General features: G+C 62.4%; 26 protein-coding genes. 11 read left to right on the forward strand and 15 right to left on the reverse strand.

Going from position 1 to position 23780, the window contains the following annotated elements:
* The first annotated feature begins 152 nt into the window (after nucleotides 1-152).
* The 4 genes from NKI08_RS11035 (at nucleotide 153) to NKI08_RS11050 (ending at nucleotide 2816) form a co-directional block, all read left to right on the forward strand.
* Nucleotides 153-1397 (forward strand): BtaA family protein, encoded by a 1245-nt coding sequence (locus NKI08_RS11035; protein WP_352769058.1) that lies wholly within the window; start codon nucleotides 153-155, stop codon nucleotides 1395-1397.
* A complete protein-coding gene (locus NKI08_RS11040) occupies nucleotides 1397-2062 on the forward strand; it encodes a class I SAM-dependent methyltransferase (protein WP_352769060.1) in 666 nt (221 codons plus the stop codon). The genes NKI08_RS11035 and NKI08_RS11040 overlap by 1 nt, the downstream gene beginning before the upstream one ends.
* A 136-nt stretch (nucleotides 2063-2198) precedes the next feature.
* Nucleotides 2199-2495 (forward strand): type II toxin-antitoxin system RelE/ParE family toxin, encoded by a 297-nt coding sequence (locus NKI08_RS11045; protein ID WP_352471542.1) that lies wholly within the window; start codon nucleotides 2199-2201, stop codon nucleotides 2493-2495.
* 12 nt (nucleotides 2496-2507) lie between these two features.
* Complete coding sequence (locus tag NKI08_RS11050; protein ID WP_352769063.1) at nucleotides 2508-2816, forward strand: HigA family addiction module antitoxin; 309 nt, start codon at nucleotides 2508-2510, stop codon at nucleotides 2814-2816.
* Nucleotides 2817-2840: 24 nt separating this feature from the next.
* On the opposite strand, the gene NKI08_RS11055 is transcribed toward NKI08_RS11050, so the two are convergent.
* Nucleotides 2841-4220, reverse strand: coding sequence for a serine hydrolase domain-containing protein (locus tag NKI08_RS11055; protein WP_352769064.1), 1380 nt, complete (start codon nucleotides 4218-4220; stop codon nucleotides 2841-2843).
* Nucleotides 4221-4626: 406 nt separating this feature from the next.
* Between NKI08_RS11055 and NKI08_RS11060 the strand changes: the two genes are divergently transcribed.
* Entirely contained in the window at nucleotides 4627-5424 is a 798-nt protein-coding gene (locus NKI08_RS11060; RefSeq protein WP_502899585.1) for a glycoside hydrolase family 25 protein, read from the forward strand.
* 80 nt (nucleotides 5425-5504) lie between these two features.
* On the forward strand, nucleotides 5505-6677 hold the full coding sequence (locus tag NKI08_RS11065) for a lytic murein transglycosylase (protein ID WP_352769066.1): 1173 nt from the start codon (nucleotides 5505-5507) through the stop codon (nucleotides 6675-6677).
* 137 nt (nucleotides 6678-6814) lie between these two features.
* Here NKI08_RS11065 and NKI08_RS11070 read toward each other — a convergent pair whose 3' ends face one another.
* A complete protein-coding gene (locus tag NKI08_RS11070) occupies nucleotides 6815-8035 on the reverse strand; it encodes an alanine racemase (protein ID WP_352539504.1) in 1221 nt (406 codons plus the stop codon).
* Nucleotides 8036-8260: 225 nt separating this feature from the next.
* Between NKI08_RS11070 and NKI08_RS11075 the strand changes: the two genes are divergently transcribed.
* Complete coding sequence (locus NKI08_RS11075) at nucleotides 8261-9178, forward strand: DMT family transporter (protein ID WP_352501075.1); 918 nt, start codon at nucleotides 8261-8263, stop codon at nucleotides 9176-9178.
* A gap of 36 nt (nucleotides 9179-9214) precedes the next feature.
* Here the strand turns inward: NKI08_RS11075 and NKI08_RS11080 are convergent, their stop codons facing one another.
* The 4 genes from NKI08_RS11080 to NKI08_RS11095 form a co-directional block, all read right to left on the reverse strand.
* Nucleotides 9215-9904: an RES family NAD+ phosphorylase gene (locus NKI08_RS11080; protein ID WP_352769070.1), complete on the reverse strand. Its 690-nt coding sequence runs from the start codon at nucleotides 9902-9904 to the stop codon at nucleotides 9215-9217.
* Nucleotides 9905-10342, reverse strand: coding sequence for an antitoxin Xre/MbcA/ParS toxin-binding domain-containing protein (locus tag NKI08_RS11085; RefSeq protein ID WP_352769073.1), 438 nt, complete (start codon nucleotides 10340-10342; stop codon nucleotides 9905-9907).
* 602 nt (nucleotides 10343-10944) lie between these two features.
* On the reverse strand, nucleotides 10945-11862 hold the full coding sequence (gene metF / locus NKI08_RS11090) for a methylenetetrahydrofolate reductase [NAD(P)H] (protein WP_352769076.1): 918 nt from the start codon (nucleotides 11860-11862) through the stop codon (nucleotides 10945-10947).
* Nucleotides 11862-12884: an ArsR/SmtB family transcription factor gene (locus tag NKI08_RS11095; protein WP_352492725.1), complete on the reverse strand. Its 1023-nt coding sequence runs from the start codon at nucleotides 12882-12884 to the stop codon at nucleotides 11862-11864. Before NKI08_RS11095 ends, metF begins: the two co-directional genes overlap by 1 nt.
* Nucleotides 12885-13026: 142 nt before the next feature.
* On the opposite strand from NKI08_RS11095, the gene tsaA reads away from it, so the two are divergent.
* Entirely contained in the window at nucleotides 13027-13545 is a 519-nt protein-coding gene (gene tsaA / locus NKI08_RS11100; protein ID WP_352769080.1) for a tRNA (N6-threonylcarbamoyladenosine(37)-N6)-methyltransferase TrmO, read from the forward strand.
* Nucleotides 13545-13856 (forward strand): DUF2293 domain-containing protein, encoded by a 312-nt coding sequence (locus NKI08_RS11105; protein ID WP_352769083.1) that lies wholly within the window; start codon nucleotides 13545-13547, stop codon nucleotides 13854-13856. Before tsaA ends, NKI08_RS11105 begins: the two co-directional genes overlap by 1 nt.
* A gap of 293 nt (nucleotides 13857-14149) precedes the next feature.
* On the opposite strand, the gene NKI08_RS11110 is transcribed toward NKI08_RS11105, so the two are convergent.
* Entirely contained in the window at nucleotides 14150-14767 is a 618-nt protein-coding gene (locus NKI08_RS11110) for an MOSC domain-containing protein (protein WP_352769086.1), read from the reverse strand.
* A 207-nt stretch (nucleotides 14768-14974) separates the two neighbouring features.
* On the opposite strand from NKI08_RS11110, the gene NKI08_RS11115 reads away from it, so the two are divergent.
* On the forward strand, nucleotides 14975-15541 hold the full coding sequence (locus NKI08_RS11115; protein ID WP_352492729.1) for a methyltransferase family protein: 567 nt from the start codon (nucleotides 14975-14977) through the stop codon (nucleotides 15539-15541).
* A gap of 84 nt (nucleotides 15542-15625) precedes the next feature.
* Here NKI08_RS11115 and NKI08_RS11120 read toward each other — a convergent pair whose 3' ends face one another.
* From NKI08_RS11120 to ettA, 6 genes are all read right to left on the reverse strand, one after another.
* On the reverse strand, nucleotides 15626-16747 hold the full coding sequence (locus NKI08_RS11120) for a beta-ketoacyl-ACP synthase III (RefSeq protein WP_352769089.1): 1122 nt from the start codon (nucleotides 16745-16747) through the stop codon (nucleotides 15626-15628).
* 121 nt (nucleotides 16748-16868) lie between these two features.
* Nucleotides 16869-17204, reverse strand: a complete 336-nt coding sequence (locus NKI08_RS11125) for a hypothetical protein (protein ID WP_352471527.1) — start codon at nucleotides 17202-17204, stop codon at nucleotides 16869-16871.
* A gap of 109 nt (nucleotides 17205-17313) precedes the next feature.
* Nucleotides 17314-18105, reverse strand: a complete 792-nt coding sequence (tam, locus tag NKI08_RS11130; RefSeq protein WP_352769092.1) for a trans-aconitate 2-methyltransferase — start codon at nucleotides 18103-18105, stop codon at nucleotides 17314-17316.
* Nucleotides 18102-18446 carry a type II toxin-antitoxin system RelE family toxin gene (locus NKI08_RS11135; RefSeq protein ID WP_352769095.1) on the reverse strand — a complete coding sequence of 115 codons (345 nt, stop codon included), beginning with the start codon at nucleotides 18444-18446 and terminating at the stop codon, nucleotides 18102-18104. Before NKI08_RS11135 ends, tam begins: the two co-directional genes overlap by 4 nt.
* Nucleotides 18367-18600 (reverse strand): type II toxin-antitoxin system RelB family antitoxin, encoded by a 234-nt coding sequence (gene relB, locus NKI08_RS11140; RefSeq protein WP_352471524.1) that lies wholly within the window; start codon nucleotides 18598-18600, stop codon nucleotides 18367-18369. The genes NKI08_RS11135 and relB overlap by 80 nt, the downstream gene beginning before the upstream one ends.
* A gap of 58 nt (nucleotides 18601-18658) precedes the next feature.
* Complete coding sequence (ettA, locus tag NKI08_RS11145) at nucleotides 18659-20308, reverse strand: energy-dependent translational throttle protein EttA (protein WP_352453385.1); 1650 nt, start codon at nucleotides 20306-20308, stop codon at nucleotides 18659-18661.
* A gap of 345 nt (nucleotides 20309-20653) precedes the next feature.
* Here ettA and NKI08_RS11150 point away from each other — a divergent pair, with 345 nt between their 5' ends.
* Entirely contained in the window at nucleotides 20654-21949 is a 1296-nt protein-coding gene (locus tag NKI08_RS11150) for a GGDEF domain-containing protein (RefSeq protein ID WP_352769099.1), read from the forward strand.
* Nucleotides 21950-22047: 98 nt separating this feature from the next.
* Here NKI08_RS11150 and NKI08_RS11155 read toward each other — a convergent pair whose 3' ends face one another.
* The gene (locus NKI08_RS11155) at nucleotides 22048-22590 is read right to left on the reverse strand and encodes a hypothetical protein (protein WP_352769102.1); all 543 of its coding nucleotides are present in this window, start codon (nucleotides 22588-22590) and stop codon (nucleotides 22048-22050) included.
* A gap of 73 nt (nucleotides 22591-22663) precedes the next feature.
* Complete coding sequence (locus tag NKI08_RS11160) at nucleotides 22664-23677, reverse strand: ribonuclease T2 family protein (RefSeq protein ID WP_352767709.1); 1014 nt, start codon at nucleotides 23675-23677, stop codon at nucleotides 22664-22666.
* Between the last annotated feature and the right edge of the window lie 103 nt (nucleotides 23678-23780).

The raw sequence follows: 23780 nt of genomic DNA on the forward strand, positions 1-23780 counted from the left end.
AGCCAAATTCGCTGCCAAGTAAGGTTGTGCCAAGGCACCACCTAATTTTGCGCGCCACAGCAATGCTTGAGCCGGCGTCAACAGGCTGTCACTGGCCTGTCATCACCCTGCGCTACCGGCTTGCGCCAAAGCAAACGGGGAATCGCCTTGCCATGACGGACATTTCTGGGGACCTGGTTTTTCGCCGCGGCAAGGAAGTCGGCAAGGCCGTCTACCAGAACCGCCCGCTGTCGAAAGCCGGCATCTCCGAGCGCCTGTTCGCCTTCCTGTTCTCCGGCCTCGTCTATCCGCAGATCTGGGAAGACCCCGAAATCGACATGGACGCGATGCAGCTCGGGACGGGCCACCGCATCGTCACCATTGCCTCCGGCGGCTGTAACATCCTTGCCTATCTCACCCGCTCGCCGGAAAGGATCGATGCCGTCGATCTCAACGCTGCCCATATCGCGCTGAACCGCATGAAGCTCGAAGCCGTCCGTCACCTGCCGTCGCAGGGCGACCTGTTCCGTTTCTTCGGCGCGGCTGAGACCGGGCACAATTCACAGGCCTACGATCGCTTCATCGCACCGCATCTCGACCCGGTCAGTCGCCATTATTGGGAGCGCCGCAACTGGCGCGGCCGTCGCCGCATCGCCGTCTTCGACCGCAATTTCTACCAGACCGGCCTGCTTGGCCTGTTCATCGCCATAGGCCACCGCACCGCAAAATTCTTCGGCGTCGACCCGGCCGGCATCATGGACGTCAAGAGCATCGCCGATCAGCGCCGCTTCTTTGACGAAGAGCTGGCGCCGGTCTTCGAAAAACCGCTGCTGAAATGGGCGACCTCGCGAAAAGCCTCGCTGTTCGGCCTCGGCATTCCGCCGGCCCAGTACGATTCGCTGATCACCTCGGGTGACGGCACCATGGCCAGCGTGCTGAAGGCACGACTGGAAAAGCTCGCCTGCGATTTTCCGCTGAAGACCAATTATTTCGCCTGGCAGGCTTTCGCCCGCCGCTACCCTGATCCGGGCGAGGCCGCCCTGCCCGCCTATCTCGAAAAGTGCAACTACAAGACGATCCGCAACAATGTCGATCGCGTTGCCATCCACCACGCCAATCTGATCGAGTTCCTTGCCGGCAAGGATGCCGGCTCGGTGGATCGCTTCGTGCTGCTCGATGCACAGGACTGGATGACCGACCACCAGCTCAACGGGTTGTGGGCCGAGATCACCCGAACCGCCTCAACCGGCGCCCGCGTCATCTTCCGCACCGCAGCGGAACCCAGCCTGCTGCCCGGCCGCGTCTCGAATTCGCTGCTCGACCAGTGGCGCTACGAGAACGACGCTTCGCGCGAGTTTTCGGAGCGCGACCGCTCGGCCATCTATGGCGGCTTCCATCTCTATGTGAAGCGGTCCTGATGAGCACGACCGACTTGCCGGCCAGCCATGCCGAGCTGATGGACGGCGTCTACCGCTGGCAGCGTCATATCTACGACCTGACCCGCAAATACTATCTGCTCGGCCGCGACCGGCTTATCGCCGGACTGGATGTGCCGGCCGGCGGCACCGTGCTCGAGCTCGGCTGCGGCACCGGCCGCAACATCATCCTCGCCGCCCGCCGCTATCCCGGCGCGCGCCTCTTCGGCCTCGATATTTCGGCCGAGATGCTGGAGACGGCGACTGCCGCCCTCGCGCGCGAAGGCCTCTCCGGCCGCGTCACGCTGGCGCGCGGCGATGCCACGAATTTCGACGCGAAAGCGCTGTTCGGCGTCGAAAGTTTCGACCGCGTCTTTGTCTCATATTCGCTGTCGATGATCCCCGGCTGGGAAAAGACGGTATCCGCGGCTCTTGCTGCTCTGTCACCGGGCGGCTCGCTGCATGTCGTCGATTTTGGCCAGCAGGAAGCCTTGCCCAGCTGGTTCCGCAAGCTGCTGCGCGGCTGGCTGAAAAAATTCCATGTCGAGCCGCGTGAAGTCCTGCGCGACGTCCTGGAATCGGAATCTGCGAGAGTTGGTGCAAGCCTTCGATTCAGAACACTTTATCGCGGCTACAGCTGGCTCGCCGTGATCAAGATCGCCATCTAACATCAATTTTGGCGTGGAAGGTTTTGGGGCTCCAATCCTAAATGGGGGCCGTGGCTGAAATCAGTTAATTTGGCTAAATCACACATTGCCATGTGACCCAAGGAGTGGTACATTATCTCCTCGCCGGAAGCATGGGATGATCATCGGATTTAGAGATGGATGGCTGCGGGCTTTCTTCGTGGACGACACCCATTCCCGCAATATTCCGCCCGATCTCGAAAGCCGCTTGTTCCGCAAGCTCCAGATGATTGACGACGCGGCGATCGATCAGGATTTGCGTGTGCCGCCCAGCAACCATTTCGAGAAGTTGCGCGGCAATCTCGAAGGCTTCCATTCGATCCGTGTCAACAAACAATGGCGGCTCGTCTTCCGCTGGGACGGGGGCCGGGGCGAGGCGTCGGACATCTATCTCGACGACCACAGTTATATATAAGTGAGGTGAGACATGTTGATGACCGCACGCAAGCCAGCAACGGTTGGCGAAATTCTTACGGAAGAATTCATGCAACCACTCGGCCTGACACAGGCGGCTTTGGCCGAAGCTATGAGCGTCCAGCGCAAGCATGTGAACGAATTGTGCAACGGCCGCCGCAACGTGACGGCGGCTACCGCGCTCATTCTGGCGCGGGTGTTTGGCAACAGCCCGGATTTCTGGTTGAACGTCCAGCGCCGTAACGATCTTTGGACGGTTATGAATTCACCCGACGAGCGGGCGCGTGTTGATCGCGCCAAGCCTTTGGCGACAACCGCATAGACAAGACTGCGACCGCCGCATTCCTCAGTGTAGCGCCTTGACCAGCCCCGCTACCATCGCCTGCGGCCGGTAGCCGAGCCTGGCCGGCGTCAGCCCGAGCCGCACCACAACCAGCTGCTCCGAGGGGATGATGGCAACCGTTTGCCCATCATGCCCCTCCATCCAATAGGTGTCCTTGGGCAGGCCGGCGGTAGTGCCGGCGCCGGGGTTTTCTTCGTCGCCCGGTCCTTCTATCCATAATTGCCCCTTGCCGTAGACTTTCGAGGCAGTTGCCGGTTCCCGCATCCAGTCGACGAAGCCGGCGGGCAGCATCTCCTTGCCGTTCCAGACGCCGCCCTGCAGCAGGAACTGGCCGAAGCGCGCCCAGTCGCGTGCCGTGGCGTAGAGGTAGGACGAGCCGACGAAGGTGCCGTGCTCGTCGGCCTCCAGCACTGCACTCTGCATGCCGAGCGGATAGAACAGCGCGGTCCTAGGCCACGCCAGTGCCTTGTCCTTGTCGCCGATCGCGTCCTGCCACAATCGGGACAGCATCACCGCCGTGCCGCTCGAATAGGAAAACACCTTGCCGACCTCGCCGGTCAGCGGCTTGGATCCGGCAAAGCCGGCCATGTCCGGTTCGAGGTAGAGCATGCGCGTTACGTCGGCGACGTCGCCGTAATCCTCGTTGAATTCCAGCCCGCTCGACATCGCCATCATGTCGGCGAGGCTGATCACGGCGCGGCCATCTCCCTTCCAGGGACCGAACAGACCCTGGTTGGTCATCGCCAGCTTGCCCTCCTTCACCAGCGTGCCGACGATCGCCGCATTCACCGTCTTGGTCATTGACCAGCCCAATAGCGGCGTCTTTTCGGAAAAGCCGTCGCCATAACGCTCAGCGACGATGCGGCCGTTCTTGACCACCACGACCGCCCGCATCCCGGCGCCGGTCATGGCTGGATTGTCGAGGACTTTCGCGACCTCGGGATCCTGCGAGGCATCGGCCTTGTCGCCCTCCGGCCAGATCAGATCGGGCAGCGGCGCCGGCGTCGGTGCAGCTCCGGCGACAGCCTTGGCGGTGGCAATATCGCCGTCGGGAACCGAGGCGCAGCCGAGCCCCTCGCGGGCGACCGCGACACTTTTGCCGAGTGCGCCGAACAGGCCCGCCGAAACCGTTCCCTTCTCCTTGTCCACCGACACTCTCATCAGCTTCAGCAGCGGATGACCCGGCGCCTGCACATCGACGGCGAGCACGTCGTCGGCGTCTCGCCCGGCGATGAAGACGTTCGAGCAGACGATCTTGGCGGCATAGCCGGAACCGACGCGGATCAGTTCCGGCGGCGCGAAATACAGCCAGCCGGCGAGTATCGCGGCGGCCAGCACAGCCAGGCCGAGCAGCCATTTGACGAACTTCAAAAGGATCTGCATTTGAGTTCCCCCGGGCGCGCTCGATCTATGTCATCGATTTGCCGCCATTGTTTCGGCAAAATCGCGGCTCTTGTCGAGCGCCGTCAACCGAATATCAACCATGATCGGCGATCACAGGTGCATGTCGCCCAGAAGTGCGCAGCGGTTTTGGGACAACGACATGCATAGACAAAAGAGCTAAGCGCGTCGAAGCGACGCGCTTGGGACAGACCGGGCGATCCTGTGGGGTGACCGTCCGGCGGGGCTTGAATGCATGCGTCCCAAAACTGCGTAACGGTTTGGGAATGCATGAAACGAAGATCCAGGCGCGTCGCGTAAGTCAGTTTCAAACGCGCCGCGCCCGGTCGAGGGGCCACCCGCGGAAAGACCCATCAGCGGCCGGCTGAAACCGGCTCGGGAAGTAGCGATGCGCCGTTTCGCGGTCCTCATCACGCTGATGCTGCTTGGCGCCTGCTCGACGGTCGAGGATCTGACGCCATCGCTGTCGTCGTCCAGCGCCTCGATGGTTGCGGTACGCGCGCCGCGTTTTGCCGATTCCGACCCGCATGAATGGGACAGCGGCGCACCGTGGAGCTATGCCGTCCACGGCACCGACGTCTCCAAATACCAGACATCGATCGACTGGCCGGCGGCCAGGGCCAGCGGCATCTCCTTCGCCTTTATCAAGGCAACCGAAGGCGGAGACCGTTTCGATGAAGCTTTCAACGAGCATTGGAGCCGCACCAGGGCGTCGGGCATCCCCCGTGCCGCCTATCATTTTTTCTACTTTTGCACGCCGGCCGCTACCCAGGCGCGCTGGTTCATCCAGAACGTGCCCAGAGACGGTTCGGCGATGCCGCCGGTTCTCGACATGGAATGGAACCCGAAATCGCCGACCTGCAAGCTGCGGCCCGATCCCGCCACGGTACGCAGCGAGATGAGCACGTTCCTCGAAATCGTCGAAAAATACTACGGCAAGAAGCCAATCATCTACACGTCTGTCGATTTCTTCGAAGATAACGGTTTATCGGGCTTCCGCAATTACCCCTACTGGCTGCGCTCCGTCGCCGGGCACCCGCGCCAGAAATACGGCAGCCATCCCTTCACCTTCTGGCAGTATACCGGAACGGGTGTCGTGCCGGGCATGGCCGGAAACGCCGACATCAGCGTCTTCAACGGCTCCGAAGCCGCGTGGAAGAAGTGGTTGCGGCAGAACACCCGTTGACACCAGGCCTGCCGCCTGCTTTTCGACACAGCCAACGACGAATGCCTGCAACCGCCGGTAATCTTCTTGGAAGGATAGCGATGCGATTGCGCTTTGGACTTCTCGCGGCGCTGCTCCTGACCGCCGTGCCGGCCGCGGCACAGCAATGCGGCGGGGATTTCGAGTCATGGAAGCACGGCGTGGCGGCGGAGGCCAGGGCGGCCGGCGTCGGCGCTGCCGGCCTTGATGCGCTGGAAAACGCCACCCTCGATGAGAAGGCGTTGGCACGCGACCGCGCCCAGGGCGTCTTCACGCAGACCTTCATCGAATTCTCGAATCGCATGATCTCGTCGCATCGGCTGAAGCAAGGTGCGGCCAATCTGCAAAAATATGCCGAGGTCTTTGTCCGCGCCGATCGCGAATACGGCGTGCAGGCGCCGGTCATCGCCGCCTTCTGGGCCCTGGAGACCGATTTTGGCGCCGTGCAGGGCGATTTTCATACGCTGAACGCGCTGGTGAGCCTCTCGCATGACTGCCGCCGTCCGCAGCTGTTCCGGCCGCAGATCGTGCCGCTGCTGATGTTGATCGATCGCGGCGTGGTGCCGGCCGACGTGACCGGTGCCTGGGCCGGCGAGATCGGCCAGACGCAGATGTTGCCTTCCGACTATCTCGGCCACGGCGTCGACGGCGACGGCGACGGCCTGGTCGACCTGCGCGGCAGCGCGCCGGACGTGATCATGAGCACGGCCAGCAAGATCCAGTCGCGCGGCTGGAAGCGCGACCAGCCCTGGATCGAGGAAGTCCGTGTGCCTGACGATTTGCCGTGGGAGCAGACGGGACGCACCAACAAGCTGCCGTTGACGCAATGGAGCCAGTGGGGCGTTACCAGGCCCGACGGTACGCCGCTTCTCGACAACGGCCTGAAGGCCGGCCTGGCGCTGCCCATGGGTCGCAAGGGGCCAGCCTTCCTGACCTACGACAATTTCGACGTCTATCTCGAGTGGAACCAGTCCTTCACCTATGCCCTGACCGCGGCAAATCTTGCCGCCCGACTGGGGGGCGCGCCGCAATTCGATCCGCGCAACCCCGAACCCGGCCTCGACGCCGACCAGATGAAGGCGCTACAGACCAAGCTCGAAGCGAAAGGCTATGACGTGGGCACCGTCGACGGCATCCTGGGCACCAACACCCGCGAAGCCATCCGTAAGGAGCAGATGCGTCTGGGCCTGCCGGTCGACGGCTGGCCGACTCCGGAGCTGCTGGCCAGGCTGTGAAGGAGGTGAATGGTGAATGGTGAATGGTGAAAAGAATAGCACCGGAGCCGCATTGAGCACCAGAGCTACCACACCATTCACTATTCACTATTCACTATTCACTATTCACTATTCACTATTCACCATTCCACCATTAACTAATCCGCCATCGTCTCCAGGCTGGCGAACCCCTGCGGCGCATCGCCTTCGTCGAACGGCGTCGCCACCTCGACGAAGGTGTCGGGATAGAAGCCGTTGAACCGTGTTCTGAGCGACAGCGAATAGGCCCCGATATGGCCGATCTCGATCCAGTCGCCGGTATCGACTGTTTCGGGCAGCCAGAACGGCCGCGACAATATGTCGACGGAATCGCAGGTCGCGCCACAGACCTTGAACGGCACGATGGTCTTGTCCTCGCCATTGCGCGAGCGGATCGCCGGATCGGGGATGAAGCGCGCCGGCAGCGTGATCTTGCCGGTCCATGAATCCGACAGCGATGCCCAGATGCCGTCATTGATGTAGAGCCTTTTGCCCTTGCGCAGCAGCACGCGCACGATCAGCGACAGGCAGCGCGCCACGATCACCCGGCCGGGCTCGGCCACCAGCGGCATCTGGTCGAACTGGTACTCCTGGAGGTCGCCCGACAGCCGCGACATGATCTGGCCGAGCGACGGCATTTCCGGCTTGCGGCTGTTCGGATCATGACCGTATTCGGCGGGAAACCCGCCGCCGACATCGAGCCCGGCAACGTCGAAGCCGACGCGGTTGCGCACCCAGTCGGCGGAGGCCAGCGCCCGCTCATAGGTGTCGGGATCCTCGATCTGGCTGCCGACGTGAAAGCACAGCCCGACCTTGTAGCCCGTCCGGTTCAGCCGTTCGGCCAGTTCGACCGCATTGGCCGGTCCGGCGCCAAACTTCTTCGACAGTTCGTAGGCCGCCGAGCCTTTCGTCTGGATGCGCACGAACACGGTGATGGCGCCCGGATCGATGTCGAGCGCCCGCACCACCCTGGTCAGCTTGGTGACCTCGTCCTCATGGTCGAGCGAAATGACGCGGATGGCGTATTTTTCCAGCGCCAGCCTGATGTCCGACTGCGCCTTCACGGGGTGCATGTAGAGCATCTCGGCGTCCGGCGAGACGGCGCGCACGGCGGCGAATTCGCCGGGCGAGGCCACATCGAAGGCACCGACGCCGGCCTCGACCAGGGCGTTGAGCACGATCTGCTCGCCATTGGTCTTGACCGCATAGGCGGTCTTGCCGGGAAACATGCCCATGAACTGTTTGGCGTCCGCCTTCAGCACCTGCGGGCGGAAGCAATAGATCGGATCGTCCGGGCGAAGCGCCAGCGCTGCCTCGCGGGCATTTTCGAATCGCTGCATGGACGAATCCCTTGACTGAGGCTGCGCACAATTAATCCAAGCTAGCGGCTAATGAAAACAATTCTATGTCTCGCCGCCCTGGCTTCGCGGCGCTACGCCGGTGCTGCACGCCGGTTATGAGCGAGCTAGGCCATCGCTCAGGTTTCGGGTGGCCCTTGCGGCCGGATCGGGTATGGCGTGAACAGACGCCTGAAGAGCAAGGCATCTCGTCTGGGAGGACGACCAATGGCGATAGCTGCCACCACCACGATGCGCGGTCCGATGGTGCTCAAGGACTGGGCGCAGCTTCTGCTGCTCGGCGCCATCTGGGGCGGCTCGTTCTTCTTTGCCCGTATTGCGGTAGCGGAACTTCCGCCGCTGGTGCTGGTGCTGTTCCGCGTCACCATAGCTGCGATCGCGTTGCAGCTCTATCTTGCGGTCCGTGGCCCGTCGTTTCGTCTCGCCTTGCCGCATGCCGGCCTGTTCTTCCTGCTGGCGCTCGCCAACAACGTCATCCCTTTCTCGCTGATCTTTGCCGGCCAGACCGAGCTTGGCGCCGGTGTCGCCTCGGTGCTCAATTCGACGACGCCGTTCTGGACGCTGATCCTCGCCAACGCCCTGACCAGCGACGAAAAGCTGTCGTGGAACAAGCTTGCCGGCATCGCCCTCGGTATCGCGGGAACGGCGGTGATGATCGGCCCCGGCCTCGTCGCCGGGCTCGGCGGTCCGGTCTGGGCGAAATTCGCGCTCATCGGAGCATCGCTATCCTATGCGGTTGCGCTGATGATCGCCCGCCGCTTCAAGGGTGTGCCGTCACCGGTCATTGCCACCGGCCAATTGACCTGCTCGACCATCATTATGATCCCGGTCGTTCTGTTCACCTATGATGCCGCCAATCTGTTTTCGGCCTCGCCGCCGGTGTGGGCGGCGGTGCTGGCACTGGCGCTGCTGTCGACGGCCTTCGCCTACATCCTCTATTTCAATCTCGTCGCCTCGGCCGGCGCCACCAACGCCTCGCTGGTCACGCTGATCGTGCCGGCCAGTGCCATCCTGCTCGGTTTCCTGTTCCTGGGCGAGCGGCTCGAACTGTTCGAACTCGGCGGCATGGCGCTGATCGCCCTCGGCCTCGTCACCATCGACGGTCGCCTGTTCGGGCGGCGTTAGAGATGGCGCAGCGAAGTTGTCGCTCCCGATCGTGCGCTATATGGGCGTGATCGCGGGAACAGATGAACCCTGCCATTCCAGACGCCAGATACCGCCTTGCCTGAGATTCTGAACGAGATCGGGATGAAAGGCGGCAAGGCAGGTCCCGCCGACATGTCTCGCGGAAGGATAGACAAAGCCGCTCGCGGCGTCTTGCTTGCGGAGTTGCTTCGCCAGCGCCTGACCGGCAGGATAGGCTAAGACAGTATCCGGATCGAGCACCGGGTCCTTGCTGAACTCAGCACCGCGCAGATCGTGAAACGAGCCTATGAAGTCGGCAACGAGCTCCGCGTAGTCGGTGACGTTTTCAAACCGTTCGATTGCGGCAAGCTCGCGCGTCAGATGAAAAGAGACCTCGCCGAGTGCAGTTTCCGCATCGAACCCACAGTACCAGACGCCCCTGGCATCATCGTTGAAACGATTGCCGCCCGGACGGGTGTAAGCGAACGCCGCATTGATGAAGGTGTAGCCCGGCCTCCCGAAAACCAGTTCGCGCGGATCGAGGTCGGGCAATCCCCCTTGCTGCGCCTGAAGACGGCCGCTGGTGGCTCCTTCGAGCTCAGCAAGGTCCTCCAAATCTCCATGATTCCTGGCCAACGGCATCAGGACCGGTTCCTTGAGCCTGCCTGTCGAAATGAGCCGGATCGTGTCGCGCTGGGAAATGTCAGCGCGCGGCGGGATCTGCATTCAAAGTCCACCGCGCAAAGCGTCGATATGTTGGCGAACCTGCAGCAGCTTCGGAATGCCGCCCTCGATCATTACGTCCAGGGGGCGCCGGCCACCATAAAGAGGTCCTTTGTTCGGCAACCGCACCCATTCATCGGCAAACGCTTCGGAGAACAGAAGCCGCAGTCCCTTGAAGATGCCGATCAGGGCGCTGATGCGTGTCAGCGAATCCTGGGAGAGAGCGCCCTCCCACTGGCCTTTCTTCATGCGGAACCAGGTTCTCTCCGACACGTCGCCGATTAAGGCACAGATCTCGGTGCTGGTCAGATGCCAGATGTCTGCGAGCCTGACGATGCCGGCAACAGCCGCTGGCGTGAGCCGTGCCCGTGCCGAGGCATCCGCCAGATTTGCCGGCAAAGCCTGATTTGCAGGATCGCGAACCGCATAACCGACACTCATTCCGGCCTCCATCACTTGGCAGACAATATACTGCCAATTGGCAGAAAATTCAAGTCCTGGCTATCTCACAACGCTGCCGGTTGCCCACCGCATTCGTATAGCGTGCAGCACCCGGTTGGACATGCAAAGGGCGCTCCGACGCTCCGAATCTTCAGTCGTTCCGAAAATCGATTCCGATTTCCGCCGCGGTAGCGCTGCCATTCTCGCTGCTGCCACGGCTTTGCCATAAATTATTCACAGGTCCCGGGCCGGCTTTTGACAAAGAGTTTCAATGCCTAACGGCAAACGGCAGGTCGCAAATTCCACAATCTCGTCGCATTGCAGCAAAGTTTCTGCTTGCCTGTGGCACAAATGACCCTAGACTCTCGCCATAGCTCTTTAAGAGGAGGCTATGACATGGGACTGACGAGGCCGATCAACGCATTGATGATTTGTGCTGCGTTTGCATTCATCGGCGCCCTCATTATGGGCGTCCTTCCATAAGGCCGCTGAGCGGGGGAAGACCAGCACCGAATACTCCAAACCATTTGAAAAGGCCGGGCATTTTGCCCGGCCTTTTGCATTCCCCCGATGTTTGACATTTCAAAAAGGAGCTTGCCGCCTTACGCCGCGGCTGATCCCGCCGCCTCGACTTCGTGCGACCTGATGCCGATCATGTGGCAGATGGCGAAGACCAGATCGGCTCGGTTCATCGTGTAGAAGTGGAAATCGCCGACGCCGCGCTCGACAAGGTCCAGCACCTGCTCGGCGGCCACGGCAGATGCCACCAGCGCATGCGTTTGCGGATCGTTCTGCAGCCCATCGAAACGCTCGGCCAGCCATGCTGGCACCAAGGCGCCGCACCGCGCCGAGAAGTTGGCGACCTGGGTGAAATTGTGCACCGGCAATATGCCCGGCACGATGGGTATGTAGATGCCGGCCCGCCGTGCCCGCTCGACATAGCGCTCATAGAGATCGTTGTCGAAGAAGAACTGGGTGATCGCCCGCGTCGCTCCGTTGTCGGCCTTGCGCTTCAGCATGTCGAAGTCGGTGGCGAAATCCGGGCTTTCCGGATGCTTTTCCGGATAGGCCGAGACCGATATGTCGAAATCGCCGGCGCCCTTCAGCGCATCAACCAGTTCGGCGCCATTGGCATAGCCTTCCGGATGCGGCCGGTAGGCCGCGCCGACGCCCTCGGCCGGATCGCCGCGCAGGGCGACAAAACGCTTGACGCCCATATCGGCGAACTCCCGGATCACGGCATCGACCTCGTGACGCGCCGCATCGACACAGGTCATGTGCGCCGCCGGCGTCAGCGTCGTTTCACTGAGGATGCGCTTGACGGTGCGGGCCGTCCGCTCGCGGGTCGAACCACCGGCGCCATAGGTGACCGAGACGAATTTCGGCTTGAGCGGCTCAAGCCGGGTGACCGTGTCCCACAGCCTTGCTTCCATCTCATCGTTTTTCGGCGGAAAGAACTCGAACGAAACCCTGACCTTGTCGCCGATGTCGGGGCGGCGGGAGAAGCGGAACTGGTTCATCAGGCGGTTTCCCCTATCGGATACGCATTGGCCGGTTGTCTGTCGTTGGAAGGCTCGGCAATCAGCATGCGCCGATCGCGGCCGAGCCAGAGTTTGACGGTGAGCTTGGCCTCGTTGCCGCCGCGCGGCTCGAATTCCTGGCTGTCCTCGAGGTCGAGGCCGGCCTCGGAAAACCAGTCGCCAATCTGCCGGTCGGAAAAGCCGAGACGCATATGCGCGTGCTCGTCGCGTAAAAACTCCAGCGTGTGCGGCGCGAAATCGACGATCACCAGCCGGCCGGCCGGGCGCAGCAGACGCGCCGCCTCGCGGATGGCGCGGGCGGGATCGTCGAGATAGTGCAGCACCTGATGGATGGTAACGAGATCGAAGGCGTCGCGTTCGACCGGTGGCGCAAAAATGTCGCCCTGGCGCACCTGCGCATTCGAAACGCCGGCCTTGTCGAGATTGGCGCGCGCCACCGTCAGCATCTCGCGCGACATGTCGATGCCGATACCGCGCCGATAGAGCGGCGAAAAGATCTCGAGCAGCCGTCCGGTGCCGGTGCCGAGATCGAGCATCGACTGGAACGGCCGCTTGCCGACGAGCTTGATGAGGGCTGCTTCGACGGCGCGATCCGGCACATGCAGCGAGCGGATATGGTCCCAGCTTGCGGCGTTGACCGAGAAATATTCGGCGGCCCGGTCCTGCCGCTTGCGCTTGACTGCGGCCAGCCGTTCGAGATCACGCTCGACCTGCGGATCGGCGCCGCGGATGCCGGAGACCAGCCTAAGCACGAAATCGCGCGACGCATCGGAATCCGATAGCCGGAAGAACGCCCACGAGCCCTCCTGGTAGCGGCCGATCAGCCCGGCCTCCAGCAGCAATTTCAAATGGCGCGAGACGCGCGGCTGCGACTGGCCGAGGATTTCGGTGAGATCTGAAACGGTCAGATCGCCGCGCGACAGCAGCGCCAATATGCGCAGCCGGCTGGATTCCGCCGCCGCCTTCAATGTATCTACCATCGTGTCGAGAGCGACATGCATGCGAGCATTCTCTTTGAAAAGATATAAACATATGTTTATGTCGGTTTGGATAGGCTTGCAAGCGCTATGTCGCTTCCGGACAAGAAAATGACGCATGCGTGGCGGATCGCGCAAAAACGGACGCATGATCGGGGCGAGAACCATGTTCGAGACGCGCAGCGGCGAAAAGCTCCTGGAAACCGACCCGGCAACGATGCCGCCGGATGGCCATGTCGTCTTCATCGGCCGCATCGCTTCGCCTTGGATCACGCGGGAGACTTGCCCCAAAAACATGAAGGCGGCGCGGGAGACGGAACAGCCGGCGCACTTGGTCATCGACCCGCTTTATCGGGACGGCTTGCTTGGGCTGGAACGCGCCAGCCACGTGATCATCCTGTCCTGGCTGCACCATGCGCCGCGGCAACTGATTGTCCAGAAACCCCGCCATGCGGCTGAACCGAAAGGCGTCTTTTCGCTGCGCTCCCCTGCCCGGCCGAACCCAATTGGGCTGCATGTCGCAAAGCTGGTTGCCGTCGACATCGACACCGGCCGCGTCGATCTCGATGCCATCGACGTGCTCGACGGCACGCCGGTCATCGACATCAAGCCTTATTTCGCCTCGACTGATGCCTTTGCCGATGCGACCATCGCTGGGCGGGACGAGCCAGGGCCGGTGGAGTGATGAGCGCGCCGACCGGCCGCCGCCGCGCTATCGCCAAGGCGCTGACAGCGCTGCTGCCGCTGGCGCCCTATGCCGACATGGAGAAGATCCGTGCCGATGCCGGCGCCGTGCACATGAAGACCTTGCCGCCGAGCATTGCCGTGTGGCTGGCGACAATAGCCCACATCCGCCATATGCACACCGACTACGAAAAGCTGCTGGCCGAAGGCTATGACCGCGATTCCGCGCGCTTCTTCGTCATCGAACAGACCAACAATGTGCTCACCCGCTGGCGCGCCACCCGTCTGCTCGACGATGAGGATGAGGCGTAGAGAATGGCAGGCACACGCGTCGAGTTCTACGGCGCTTCACCGTTGTGATTGGCGAAATCGAAAGGTGACGGCCAATCTCCCCCCTCGTGGGGGAGATGTCCGGCAGGACAGAGGGGGGCGCTGTCCCGCCGACCTCAGGTCGGCAGCATCGGAACTTTCAAAGCCTGAAATAAAAAACCCGCCTCGCGGGCGGGTCGTTGGAGCCCAATTGGCACCATACCCAAATTAGTAGCATAGCTGCCGGCACAAAGCAAGAACAAAATACGCCGTGACTAGAGGTCGCCTTGCCTGGACTAGGCCCGGTAAATCCACTGCTCCGGCACGCGCACCGAAATCTCCTCGCCGGCCGTGATCGTGCCGGGCTTCTCGACCCAGGCGACGAGCCCGCGCAACCGCTTCGCCGCCTTCGGGAACAGCAGCGCGCCGGCCTCATGGTCGGCCATCCCGGCATTTTCGGCGACCGATCGCCCGGCGATCCGGCAAGGCCCGTTCTGCGCGTCGACCTTGACGGTCGCGCCGCCTTTGAAGAACAGCAGCGTGCCGGACGGCAGCATGGAGAGGCGCGGCAGGCCTTCGATCAGGAGATTGGCGCCGATCCATTCCGGCTTGATCTCGGCGATGCCCATCCGTTCGGCGACGATTGCCAGTTCGTCCGCAGCCACGATCGACAATTGCCGTTCGTTGCGCATCTCGGTGCCGCGCCGATACCAGGGTTCCCGCCCGCCGGAGCGCCGCGTCGTGCCGGCATGGAAATCGCCGTCGATGCCGTCGAAACCGAGTTGCAGCGTATCCACCGCTCGTGTCTCAAAACGATCGAATGATGCGAGATAGAGCGCCGCCACCCTGGCGGCGAGTTTTCGCGACGGGACGATCTCGACCGGAGTTTCGGCTTCGGGAAACATATCCGGCATTGGTTTCATTCCTAGCTGCCGGATGCAGTTAGCCGAAGTAGATTCATAGGGTCCAGTCGAAAGCGTTGATGCTCCAATCAAGACGGCTGATACGGGTCGGCACCACCAGCGTCCTGGTTGAATCAGCCTCGTGCAAAAGCGTGCCGCATTGCTGCCGCGCTGCATCGGTTGATAATATCGATCAGGTCAAGCCCGCGGAGGTTTATCATGCATCCCGCATCGGCAATCGCACAGCTCTGGCTGCTCTGGGTGGTTTCATGGGCCGCGGCCGCCTTCTGGGCCGACCGGGCCGAAAAACGCGCCGGCTTCGGGGTGGAGCTTCCATCCCGCGCCGTCATGGTGCTCGGCACGATCCTGCTCTTCATCCCGGCGCACGGTTATGCCGGCCCGCTGAGGCTTTGGACGCCGAACCTTGCCGAAGCGTGGATCTGCGTCGCGCTGATTGCCGCCGGCCTGGCATTTGCCTGGTGGGCGCGGCTGCATCTTGGCCGCCTGTGGTCGGCCACGGTCACCGCCAAGGCCGCGCATCGCGTCGTCGACACCGGCCCTTACCGGCTGGTCCGCCACCCGATCTATACCGGCCTGCTTCTGGCGATCCTCGCCACCATGGCGGCGAAAGGCACTGTCTGGGGCGTTGCCGGCGCCATCCTCATCACCGTCGGCATCGTCATGAAGGCAAGGCTGGAGGAGCGTTTTCTGCGCGGCGAACTGGGTAGCGCTTACGACGACTATGCCAGGCGCGTTCCGATGCTGGTGCCGTTCGCGCCGAGCTAATGCATGTCGCCCAAAAGCATGCCCTCGGGCTTGAACCGAGGGTGTGCAGCGGTTTTGGGACAACGACATGCGTAAAACAAAAATCTAAAGCATGCGCAATAGCGCGCCGCCGATCGAGTAGCCGGCGCCGAAGGCGCAGAGCAGGCCGTAGTCGCCGGCCTTCATGTCGGCATGATTCTCCGACAGGGCGATGATGGCGCCGGCGGCGGCGGTGTTGCCGAGGCGCTCCAGCACCATCGGCGCGCGGTCGTGGTCGACGTCATGGCCGAACGACAGTTTCAGGATCATGGCGTTCATCCGCGCATTGGCCTGATGCAGCCAGAAGCGCCGGATCGCTTGCGGCGTCAGCCCGTGCTCGGCCAGGAACTCGACGATGAATTTGTGGCCGGCAACGGTGACTTCCTTGAACACCTTGTTGCCGATCTGCTTGATCAGATTGCCTTCCAGATCGATCATGTACGGATCGTCCTGGGTGGCGCGGGTATAGTAACCGAGATTGGTGCGGATGCTGTTCGACATCTGCGTCCAGGCGCGCGTATCCAGCACCTCGAAGCGGCCCGGCCGCTTCTCGCCCTGGGCGAGCCCTTCGACGATCATCGACACGGAAGCGTCGCCGAAGATGAAATGCGTCTGCCGGTCGCGAAAATTGAGATGCCCGGTGATGATCTCCGGCGTCGTCACCAGCACGCGTTTATGCGCCCCTGCCCGCACCAGATTGACGGCGATGTGCAACGCCGCCGCTGCCGAAGAGCAGCCAAGCCCCATATCGAAGCCGGCGCCTTTCGTCCCCAGCGCCTGCTGCATTTCGATGGCGATCGCCGGATAGGGCCGCTGATGGTGCGAGGCCGAGCAGATCACCAGGTCGATGTCGCCAGGCTTCAGCCCGGCATGATCGAGCGCCTTGCGGGCCGAAGCGATGCCGAACTCGGCCTCCAGCGACAGCGCATCGTCGGGCCGCGCCGCGAAACGCGGCGCCATGCGGGTCGGATCGAGGATGCCTTCCCGTTCGATGACATGGCGGGTCTGGACGCCCGAGGCATGGACGATGAAGGCACTCTCCGATTTCTGTACTAGCGGCTCGCCCGACACCTCGCGGCGGACGTTCTCCATGTCCACCCAGGCGTTGAAGCTGGCGACGAGCTCCTCGTTGGTGATCGAAGCTTCGGGGATTTCAACGCCGATGCCGCTGATGATGACGCGATGCATTTCCAGTTCGTCCCGTGCGCAGGCGTTGCGGCTTCATGTCGACGCCGCAAAAAGCTCGGCGCAACCTCTTTTGCACCTAGCCAGTTTATGCCGGCTTAAATCAAGTCCCTGGGACGGGTCTTTACCAGGCGCAGAGCTTGGTATTGGTCTGCGGGTTGTTCCAGCAGGCACCGTCATCGCGGCTGCGCACGAATTGCCCGGGCAGCGGCACGTTGCGGCGGCCGAGATTGACATAGCCATAGGCAAAACCCGGTCCGTCGATTTCCAGGACGTAGGTCGGATAACCCGGCGCCGAGATGCGAAAGCTGCCGGCATCGTCCAGCGCCCGATAGCTGCACGAGAAATAGCCGTCGTCGCTGGTGAAGCAGCGCGCTCGCTTGGCCTCCGCCGATAGAGACAAGGCAAGCACAGCGGCCGCACAAATGCTGCCGCCGAAACCCATCTTTTTCAGTGTCATCATCCACCCCCATGGCCCATGAAGGGCCGTGCCCCAGCGAGATGCGCATGACGGCGAAGGCCGGTCAAGCATCCGCTGCTGGCTGTTTTTTGGGTGTAGCTAAGAGTTTCTAAGCGGAACGCCGCGCCACGATGAAGAGACGGGGAAAGCGCAGCAACACCTTGCCGCTTGCCGTTTTCGGATAGGCTTCGCTGATCCCGGCCGCGTAGCGCTTCAGGAAAAGCTGCCGCTCGTTTTCGTCGAGCGGATCGAGGAACGGCTTCAGCCCCGTCGATTTCACCCACTCGACGATCGCCTCGGCATCGGCCAGCGGATGGTTGTAGATCGTGTGCCAGATATCGAGCCGATCCGAGAATGGCGACAAAAGGTCGTAATAGAACGCGACCGGCGGCAGCGGCGCGCGGGCCGCGCGCTCGAGCTTTTCGGCAAACGGCATCTCGGCCGCGGTCTCCCGCATCAGCCGGTGCGAAGGTTCGGCCATATTGTCCGGCATCTGCACGGCAAGCGCGCCGCCGGGCGCCAAAAATCCCATCAACCGCTGGAAGACCGCCGGATGCTCCGGCAGCCATTGAAACACCGCATTGGCAAAGATCACGTCGACCGGTTCGTTCGGCTGCCACGCCGCCGCATCCGCCAAGGCAAAGCTGACACCGGGCAGGCGCGCCTTCGCCTTCTCGATCATGTCGGGCGAGGTATCGAAGCCGCTGATCTGCGCCCGCGGCCAGCGCTCGACCAGCAATTCGGTCGAATTGCCCGGCCCGCAGCCGATGTCGACCACCCGGCGCGGTTCCGGCACCGGCACCTGCGCAACGAGATCGCGCGCGGGGCGGGTGCGCTCGTCCTCAAACTTCAGGTAGAGGGCGGCGGACCAGTCGGGTCTCACCTTCGCGACTGTATTCATCGATAGACCTCGCGACGGTCGCCTACTTGAACCACCCAAATCGCGACAGCGCTATCATCGATCCTTGTCAGAACTCGGAATGAGCCCACACGATATTTCCAGAGACCTGCCAGTGGTCCTGTTAGCGCTTCGCCAAGTTCGCGTGGATTATCGCGCGAGGCGAGCCTGTTTCCAGGAAGTCCACAATCCGACGCTGATCGGACCTTTGCAATCTGGAGATATCCTTCAGTGCACGCTTCTCGACACGAATTGTCCACACGATCAACCGTCACTGCGGTCGCTTGCGTCCAATCCCAGTCGTTCCTTAGCTTCGGCCAGAGAAAGCCATTCACCTTCACCATCGTTAAGGCGCTCGAGGGCGATTAGTCCGTCTTCCAGATCCTGAATTTGCTCGACAATGGCCTCAACGACTACGTCATGTTTTGTCCGGCCAGTTTTCCTTGCGACGATCTCGAGGCGTTTTTCCAGCGCGGTAGGAAGCTCGACATTAAGCATGTTTATCTCCTTCCGGTAATTCTACGAGCAGCCTGGGGCGCTTGCAACCAATCCGTTGTTACCGAGTCAGCCGCTTATACGTCATCCTGTGCGGATTGACCGCCTCAGGCCCAAGCCGGCGGATTTTGTCCTGCTCGTAGTCCTCGAAATTGCCTTCGAACCATTCGACATGGCTGTCGCCTTCGAAGGCCAGGATGTGCGTCGCCAGGCGATCGAGGAACATGCGATCGTGCGAGATGATGACGGCGCAGCCGGCGAAGCTCTCGAGCGCGTCTTCGAGTGCCGCCAGCGTTTCGGTATCGAGATCGTTGGTCGGTTCGTCGAGCAGCAGCACATTGCCGCCGGTCTTCAGCATCTTGGCCAGATGCACGCGGTTGCGTTGGCCGCCGGACAAGTTGCCGACCTTCTGCTGCTGGTCGCCGCCGCGGAAATTGAACGACGCGCAATAGGCGCGGGTGTTGGCTTCGAACTTGCCGAGCTTGACCACTTCGGCGCCGCCCGAGATCTCTTCCCAGACCGTCTTGGTCGGGTCGAGCGCGTCGCGGCTCTGGTCGACATAACCGAGCTTGACCGTCTCGCCGACGCGGATGGTGCCGGCATCGGGCTTTTCCTGGCCGGTGATCATGCGGAACAGCGTCGTCTTGCCGGCGCCGTTCGGGCCGATGACGCCGACGATGCCGCCGGGCGGCAGCTTGAATTCGAGATCGTCGATCAAAAGCGTGTCGCCAAAGCCCTTCGACAGGCCCTCGACCTCGATCACCACATTGCCGAGCCGCTCGCCATGCGGAATGACAATCTGGGTATCGCTCGGACGCCGCTTGTCGGCTGCATCCAGCAGATCCTGGAAGGCCTGGATACGGGCTTTCGACTTGGTCTGCCGGGCTTTCGGGCTGGACTGGATCCACTCGCGCTCGCGGCCGATCGCCCGCTGGCGCGCATCGTCCTCGCGGCCTTCCTGCTTGAGCCGCTTGGCCTTGGCTTCGAGATATTTGGTGTAGTTGCCTTCGTAGGGAATACCGCGGCCGCGATCGAGCTCGAGGATCCAACCGGTGACATTGTCGAGGAAGTAGCGATCGTGGGTGATGATCATCACCGCGCCCGGATAGGCCCGCAGATGCTTTTCCAGCCACGCCGTCGTCTCGGCGTCGAGATGGTTGGTCGGCTCGTCGAGCAGCAGAAGGTCGGGCTGGCGCAGCAAGAGCTGGCAAAGCGCGACGCGACGGCGTTCGCCGCCCGACAGCTTGGTGACATCGGCCTCCTTGGGCGGGCAGCCGAGTGCCTCCATCGCCATCTCGACCTGCTGTTCGAGATCCCACAGGTTGAGCCGGTCCATCTCGTCCTGCAGCTTGGCCGACTCGTCCGCCGTCTCGTCGGAATAGTTCATCATCAATTCGTTGTAGCGCTCGATGATGGCGGTCTTGGCGGCGACGCCTTCCATGACGTTTTCGAACACGTTCTTGTTCGGATCGAGCGCCGGCTCCTGCGCCAGGTAACCGACGGTAGCACCCTCGGCCAGCCAGGCCTCGCCGCTCCACTCCTTGTCGATGCCGGCCATGATCTTGAGGATCGTCGACTTGCCGGCGCCGTTGGGGCCGAGGATGCCGATCTTGGCGTCCGGGTAGAAGGACAGATGAATGTTCTCGAGCACCTTCTTGGTGCCGTAGGCCTTGTTGAGGCCGGCCATGTGATAGATGAACTGGCGTGCCACGCGCGCTTTCCCTGAAAAGTCGACTGATGTCGGATTGGATGGAAGTTGGGGGCTATGTAAGCGATGCGGCCCCGAACGGCAAACAGTTTTGGCCCTAAAGCAATTCCAGGAAAAACCGTGAAACGGTTTTCCGTCCGGAATTGCGTCAAAACAAAAAAGATGGAGCGGTTCAGCGGTTCCGTGAAACGATGACCCGCTCCAGGCGGATTTGGTCGCAGCCGCAAACGCTTAGCCGCTTCATTTCGTGCCGGCGCCCAGGCGAAAGCTCCGGTTAATCATTCCGCGTCAAACAATGTTGGATGGGAAATCGCTGGCAGCCGCGATTTCGGGGAGAGAGATCGGGCCGTGTTGAACAGTTTCCTGCTTTTTGCCGAAGCGGTTCTCTATTTCGGCATCATGGTCACGCTTTTCCGGTTCAGGGGCCGCATCGGCCTCGGCGTCTTTGTTTGCGCCCTTGGCGTCATGCATTTCCTGGAAACCTATCTCGCCAGCGTCTTCTACGTCGCGCTGCCGTTCGGCATGGTATCGCCGGGTTCGGCCGTGCTGTTTTCCGGCAAGCTGGTGATGCTTCTCCTGCTCTACATCAAGGAGGACGCGGCAACTGTCCGGCAGCCGATTTACGGCCCGCTGCTCGGCAATGCCCTGATGGTCGGGCTCGTGCTGATCCTGCGCCTGCACGACATCGCACCGCTGCCCGACGGCAAGCTTCCCGACATCGGCTTCATCGATGAGATGGGCTGGCTGATGGTGTGGGGCACGACGCTGCTGTTCGTCGATGCCATCCTGATCATTCTGCTCTATGAAAAGCTCGGCAAATACCTGCGCAAGGCGCTTTTCACCCGCATCCTGGTCTCCGTCGCCTGCGTGCTCACCTTCGACCAGGCAGGCTTTTTCACGGCGCTGCATTTCGTCACCGGTGCGCCGGTCGCGGTGTTCTTCGGCGGCTGGTTCGCCAAGATGGCAGCGGCCCTGGTCTACAGCACCATGCTGGTCGCCTATATCAGGTGGTTCGAGGCGCGGCAGGTGCCGGCGCCGCGCGGGCTTTCCGACATTTTCGACACGCTGACCTATCGCGAGCGCTATGAGGCGCTGGTCGAGCATGTTGGTCGCGACGGCCTCACCGGCCTCCTGCACAGGGGGCGCTTCGACAGCGATGGCGAGGCCGCCGTCGCCGCCAGCCTGCGGACCGCCAGGCCGCTCAGCCTGCTGATCATCGATGTCGACCACTTCAAATCGATCAACGACCGCTTCGGCCACGCCGAGGGAGACAAGGTGCTGAAAGCCCTGGCGATTTTGCTTGGCGAACTTGTCGGGACCGAAGATCAATTGTTCAGGATCGGCGGTGAGGAATTCGCCATCCTCGGCTGGCGTCCGCAGCCGCTCGCCAGGCTGCTGGGTGAAACCGTCAGGCAAGCGGTCAAGACGTCCGCGAGCACCAGCCGGTTCGACATTACCGTCAGCGCCGGCATCTCGACGGTCAGCGAGACGACCCGTTGCCTTGCCGATCTCTTTGCGCTGGCCGACCAGCGTCTCTACAAGGCCAAATCCACGGGACGCGATCGCGTTGTCGGGGAACCGGGCGGCAACGAAGCAGACGCCCGCAACACATGGACCAGGCCGGAGCGCAGCGCCGGCGCGTAACGCTGCCCAGGCCTGCGATTGGCTCAATCAGGATTGTTTGCGCCGCTGCCATCCGCCGATCGCAACCGAAACCGCCATCAGCGCGATCGCCAGCCATTTCAACGCGGTAATAATCGGGCCGGCTTCGATATCGTAGGCAATGAACAGAAGAATGCCCGGTACCAGCAGGCCGCAGAGCACGAGCGTATCCGATTGATCTGCCATGACACTTTTGCCGCAAGCGCCTGGTCGCCGGGCACGGCGACAAGCGCGGCCCGCATTGCCTTCGGCGCCACGAGCGTGGTCGAAAGACGCAGCGAAATCGGCAGGCCGATGCCGATGATCAGGAAGGCGCATGCCGCCAGGAGCAGCGAAAACTTGAGCGCACTGGTTTCGGCCGGTACCGGGAACAGCAGCGCCGCCAGCGGCAGGAAGACACAGAACATCCCGAGCGCGGCGATGGCGATGAAGATCGCCGCGTTGACCAGCGTAAACAATTGGTAGGTGCCGCCGCCGACGGGTTTGGCGAGCGTGGTCATGCGAGCCCACTCCACTTCGGTGTAGGAAAAGCCCGGCCACTCCATATGGCCGTCGCGGATCGCCGTCATGCCCTTGGCCCAGAACGCCAGCCGCGCCAGCGCGCCGCCCGTCATACCACTCATCGCCACCCCCTATGAATGATGCGCCCGGGATCATACCATCCCCGGCGCAAAGCGACAGTCGCGTACGGCCTGTTTACTGGAACCCGACGGCATCGACCGCGCCCTTCGGGCAGCCGGCCTTGGCTGTCGGCGCCGAGGCAAGCAGCAGGGCACCGAGCGAAGCGTTCGAAGCGATCGGGCCGGTCAGGCCGAGCGTCAGTTCGCCGATCAGCCGCCTGCCGTTCGAGGGATCGACCACGCAGGACACGCGGACCCGGTCGCCCGCGCCTTTGCCGAAGGCACCGTCGAAGGTGCTGCGTATCTGATCGGATGTCAGTTGCTTGCCGATGTTCTTGATGAAGAGATCGCGCACCGGCGACGCATTCATCGCGCGCATCAGGTTCAAGGCGTCGGCGAAATACTCCTGCTGGCTCTTGCCGTAGCAGGTGCCGTGCTTGATCCATTCATGCCTTTCGAGGGCGGACGCGGTGCCCGGCATCACCTGGTCGAGTTCCGCTCGCGTTTTCGGGTCAAGAGTGACCGACGGCAAATCCCGCCAGTGTGCCGGATCGTCGTTCGCCTTGTCGCTTGCCGCGACCTGGCAATAGAAATTTCCGTTCGGCTGCGGCCACAATCCATGCAAGGTGAAGTGGGTCGCTTCGAACCCGGCGGCGGTCTGCGCACGGCATTCGGCCTTGCTGGATTTGGTCTCACAAAAAGCCGGCTGCCAGCTCAGCGCGAAGACATATTCCGGCTTTCCGGACGCCGATGGCTTGTTCGGCTCGGCAGGCGCCGGTGCAGCCGGCATCGTCGACGCGCTGCCGCCCGAAACATGACCGCAGCTGATCTTGACCCAGCGGCGCTCCGGATCGGCGCCCGGCACGCGAATGAGGTAGTGCGTGGGCGCGTCCTTGTTGCCGGCCAGCAGATCATAACTCTGACCAGCCGCGGTCGAGACATTGCCGGGATTCTTGCCGCTCTTGATCGCCTGCGTTGCCGGACAGGCGGCATCGGCGACGAAAGAGCCGGTCATCTTCACATCGGCCCGCGCCGCGCTTGCGCCAGCAAACGCAAGAAACACCGCCCCCCATATCGCCCAAATCCGCATTCCGGCACTCCTCGTGATTCACGCCGCAAGCTAGAAACTTGCGACATGTCAGAATTACGATTTCTTTCGCCGGCCGTAAAAACAATCGCCAGCGCATTGAGAC

Origin of the sequence: Mesorhizobium sp. M0768 (assembly GCF_040320195.1) — a bacterium.
GTDB lineage: Bacteria > Pseudomonadota > Alphaproteobacteria > Rhizobiales > Rhizobiaceae > Mesorhizobium.

Coding starts and splice junctions, on each gene's coding strand:
- NKI08_RS11035 (WP_352769058.1), top strand. CDS start 153: ATGACGGACATTTCTGGGGACCTGGTTTTTCGCCGCGGCAAGGAAGTC.
- NKI08_RS11040 (WP_352769060.1), top strand. CDS start 1,397: ATGAGCACGACCGACTTGCCGGCCAGCCATGCCGAGCTGATGGACGGC.
- NKI08_RS11045 (WP_352471542.1), top strand. CDS start 2,199: ATGATCATCGGATTTAGAGATGGATGGCTGCGGGCTTTCTTCGTGGAC.
- NKI08_RS11050 (WP_352769063.1), top strand. CDS start 2,508: ATGTTGATGACCGCACGCAAGCCAGCAACGGTTGGCGAAATTCTTACG.
- NKI08_RS11055 (WP_352769064.1), bottom strand. CDS start 4,220: ATGCAGATCCTTTTGAAGTTCGTCAAATGGCTGCTCGGCCTGGCTGTG.
- NKI08_RS11060 (WP_502899585.1), top strand. CDS start 4,627: ATGCGCCGTTTCGCGGTCCTCATCACGCTGATGCTGCTTGGCGCCTGC.
- NKI08_RS11065 (WP_352769066.1), top strand. CDS start 5,505: ATGCGATTGCGCTTTGGACTTCTCGCGGCGCTGCTCCTGACCGCCGTG.
- NKI08_RS11070 (WP_352539504.1), bottom strand. CDS start 8,035: ATGCAGCGATTCGAAAATGCCCGCGAGGCAGCGCTGGCGCTTCGCCCG.
- NKI08_RS11075 (WP_352501075.1), top strand. CDS start 8,261: ATGGCGATAGCTGCCACCACCACGATGCGCGGTCCGATGGTGCTCAAG.
- NKI08_RS11080 (WP_352769070.1), bottom strand. CDS start 9,904: ATGCAGATCCCGCCGCGCGCTGACATTTCCCAGCGCGACACGATCCGG.
- NKI08_RS11085 (WP_352769073.1), bottom strand. CDS start 10,342: ATGAGTGTCGGTTATGCGGTTCGCGATCCTGCAAATCAGGCTTTGCCG.
- metF (WP_352769076.1), bottom strand. CDS start 11,862: ATGAACCAGTTCCGCTTCTCCCGCCGCCCCGACATCGGCGACAAGGTC.
- NKI08_RS11095 (WP_352492725.1), bottom strand. CDS start 12,884: ATGCATGTCGCTCTCGACACGATGGTAGATACATTGAAGGCGGCGGCG.
- tsaA (WP_352769080.1), top strand. CDS start 13,027: ATGTTCGAGACGCGCAGCGGCGAAAAGCTCCTGGAAACCGACCCGGCA.
- NKI08_RS11105 (WP_352769083.1), top strand. CDS start 13,545: ATGAGCGCGCCGACCGGCCGCCGCCGCGCTATCGCCAAGGCGCTGACA.
- NKI08_RS11110 (WP_352769086.1), bottom strand. CDS start 14,767: ATGCCGGATATGTTTCCCGAAGCCGAAACTCCGGTCGAGATCGTCCCG.
- NKI08_RS11115 (WP_352492729.1), top strand. CDS start 14,975: ATGCATCCCGCATCGGCAATCGCACAGCTCTGGCTGCTCTGGGTGGTT.
- NKI08_RS11120 (WP_352769089.1), bottom strand. CDS start 16,747: ATGCATCGCGTCATCATCAGCGGCATCGGCGTTGAAATCCCCGAAGCT.
- NKI08_RS11125 (WP_352471527.1), bottom strand. CDS start 17,204: ATGACACTGAAAAAGATGGGTTTCGGCGGCAGCATTTGTGCGGCCGCT.
- tam (WP_352769092.1), bottom strand. CDS start 18,105: ATGAATACAGTCGCGAAGGTGAGACCCGACTGGTCCGCCGCCCTCTAC.
- NKI08_RS11135 (WP_352769095.1), bottom strand. CDS start 18,446: ATGGTGAAGGTGAATGGCTTTCTCTGGCCGAAGCTAAGGAACGACTGG.
- relB (WP_352471524.1), bottom strand. CDS start 18,600: ATGCTTAATGTCGAGCTTCCTACCGCGCTGGAAAAACGCCTCGAGATC.
- NKI08_RS11155 (WP_352769102.1), bottom strand. CDS start 22,590: ATGAGTGGTATGACGGGCGGCGCGCTGGCGCGGCTGGCGTTCTGGGCC.
- NKI08_RS11160 (WP_352767709.1), bottom strand. CDS start 23,677: ATGCGGATTTGGGCGATATGGGGGGCGGTGTTTCTTGCGTTTGCTGGC.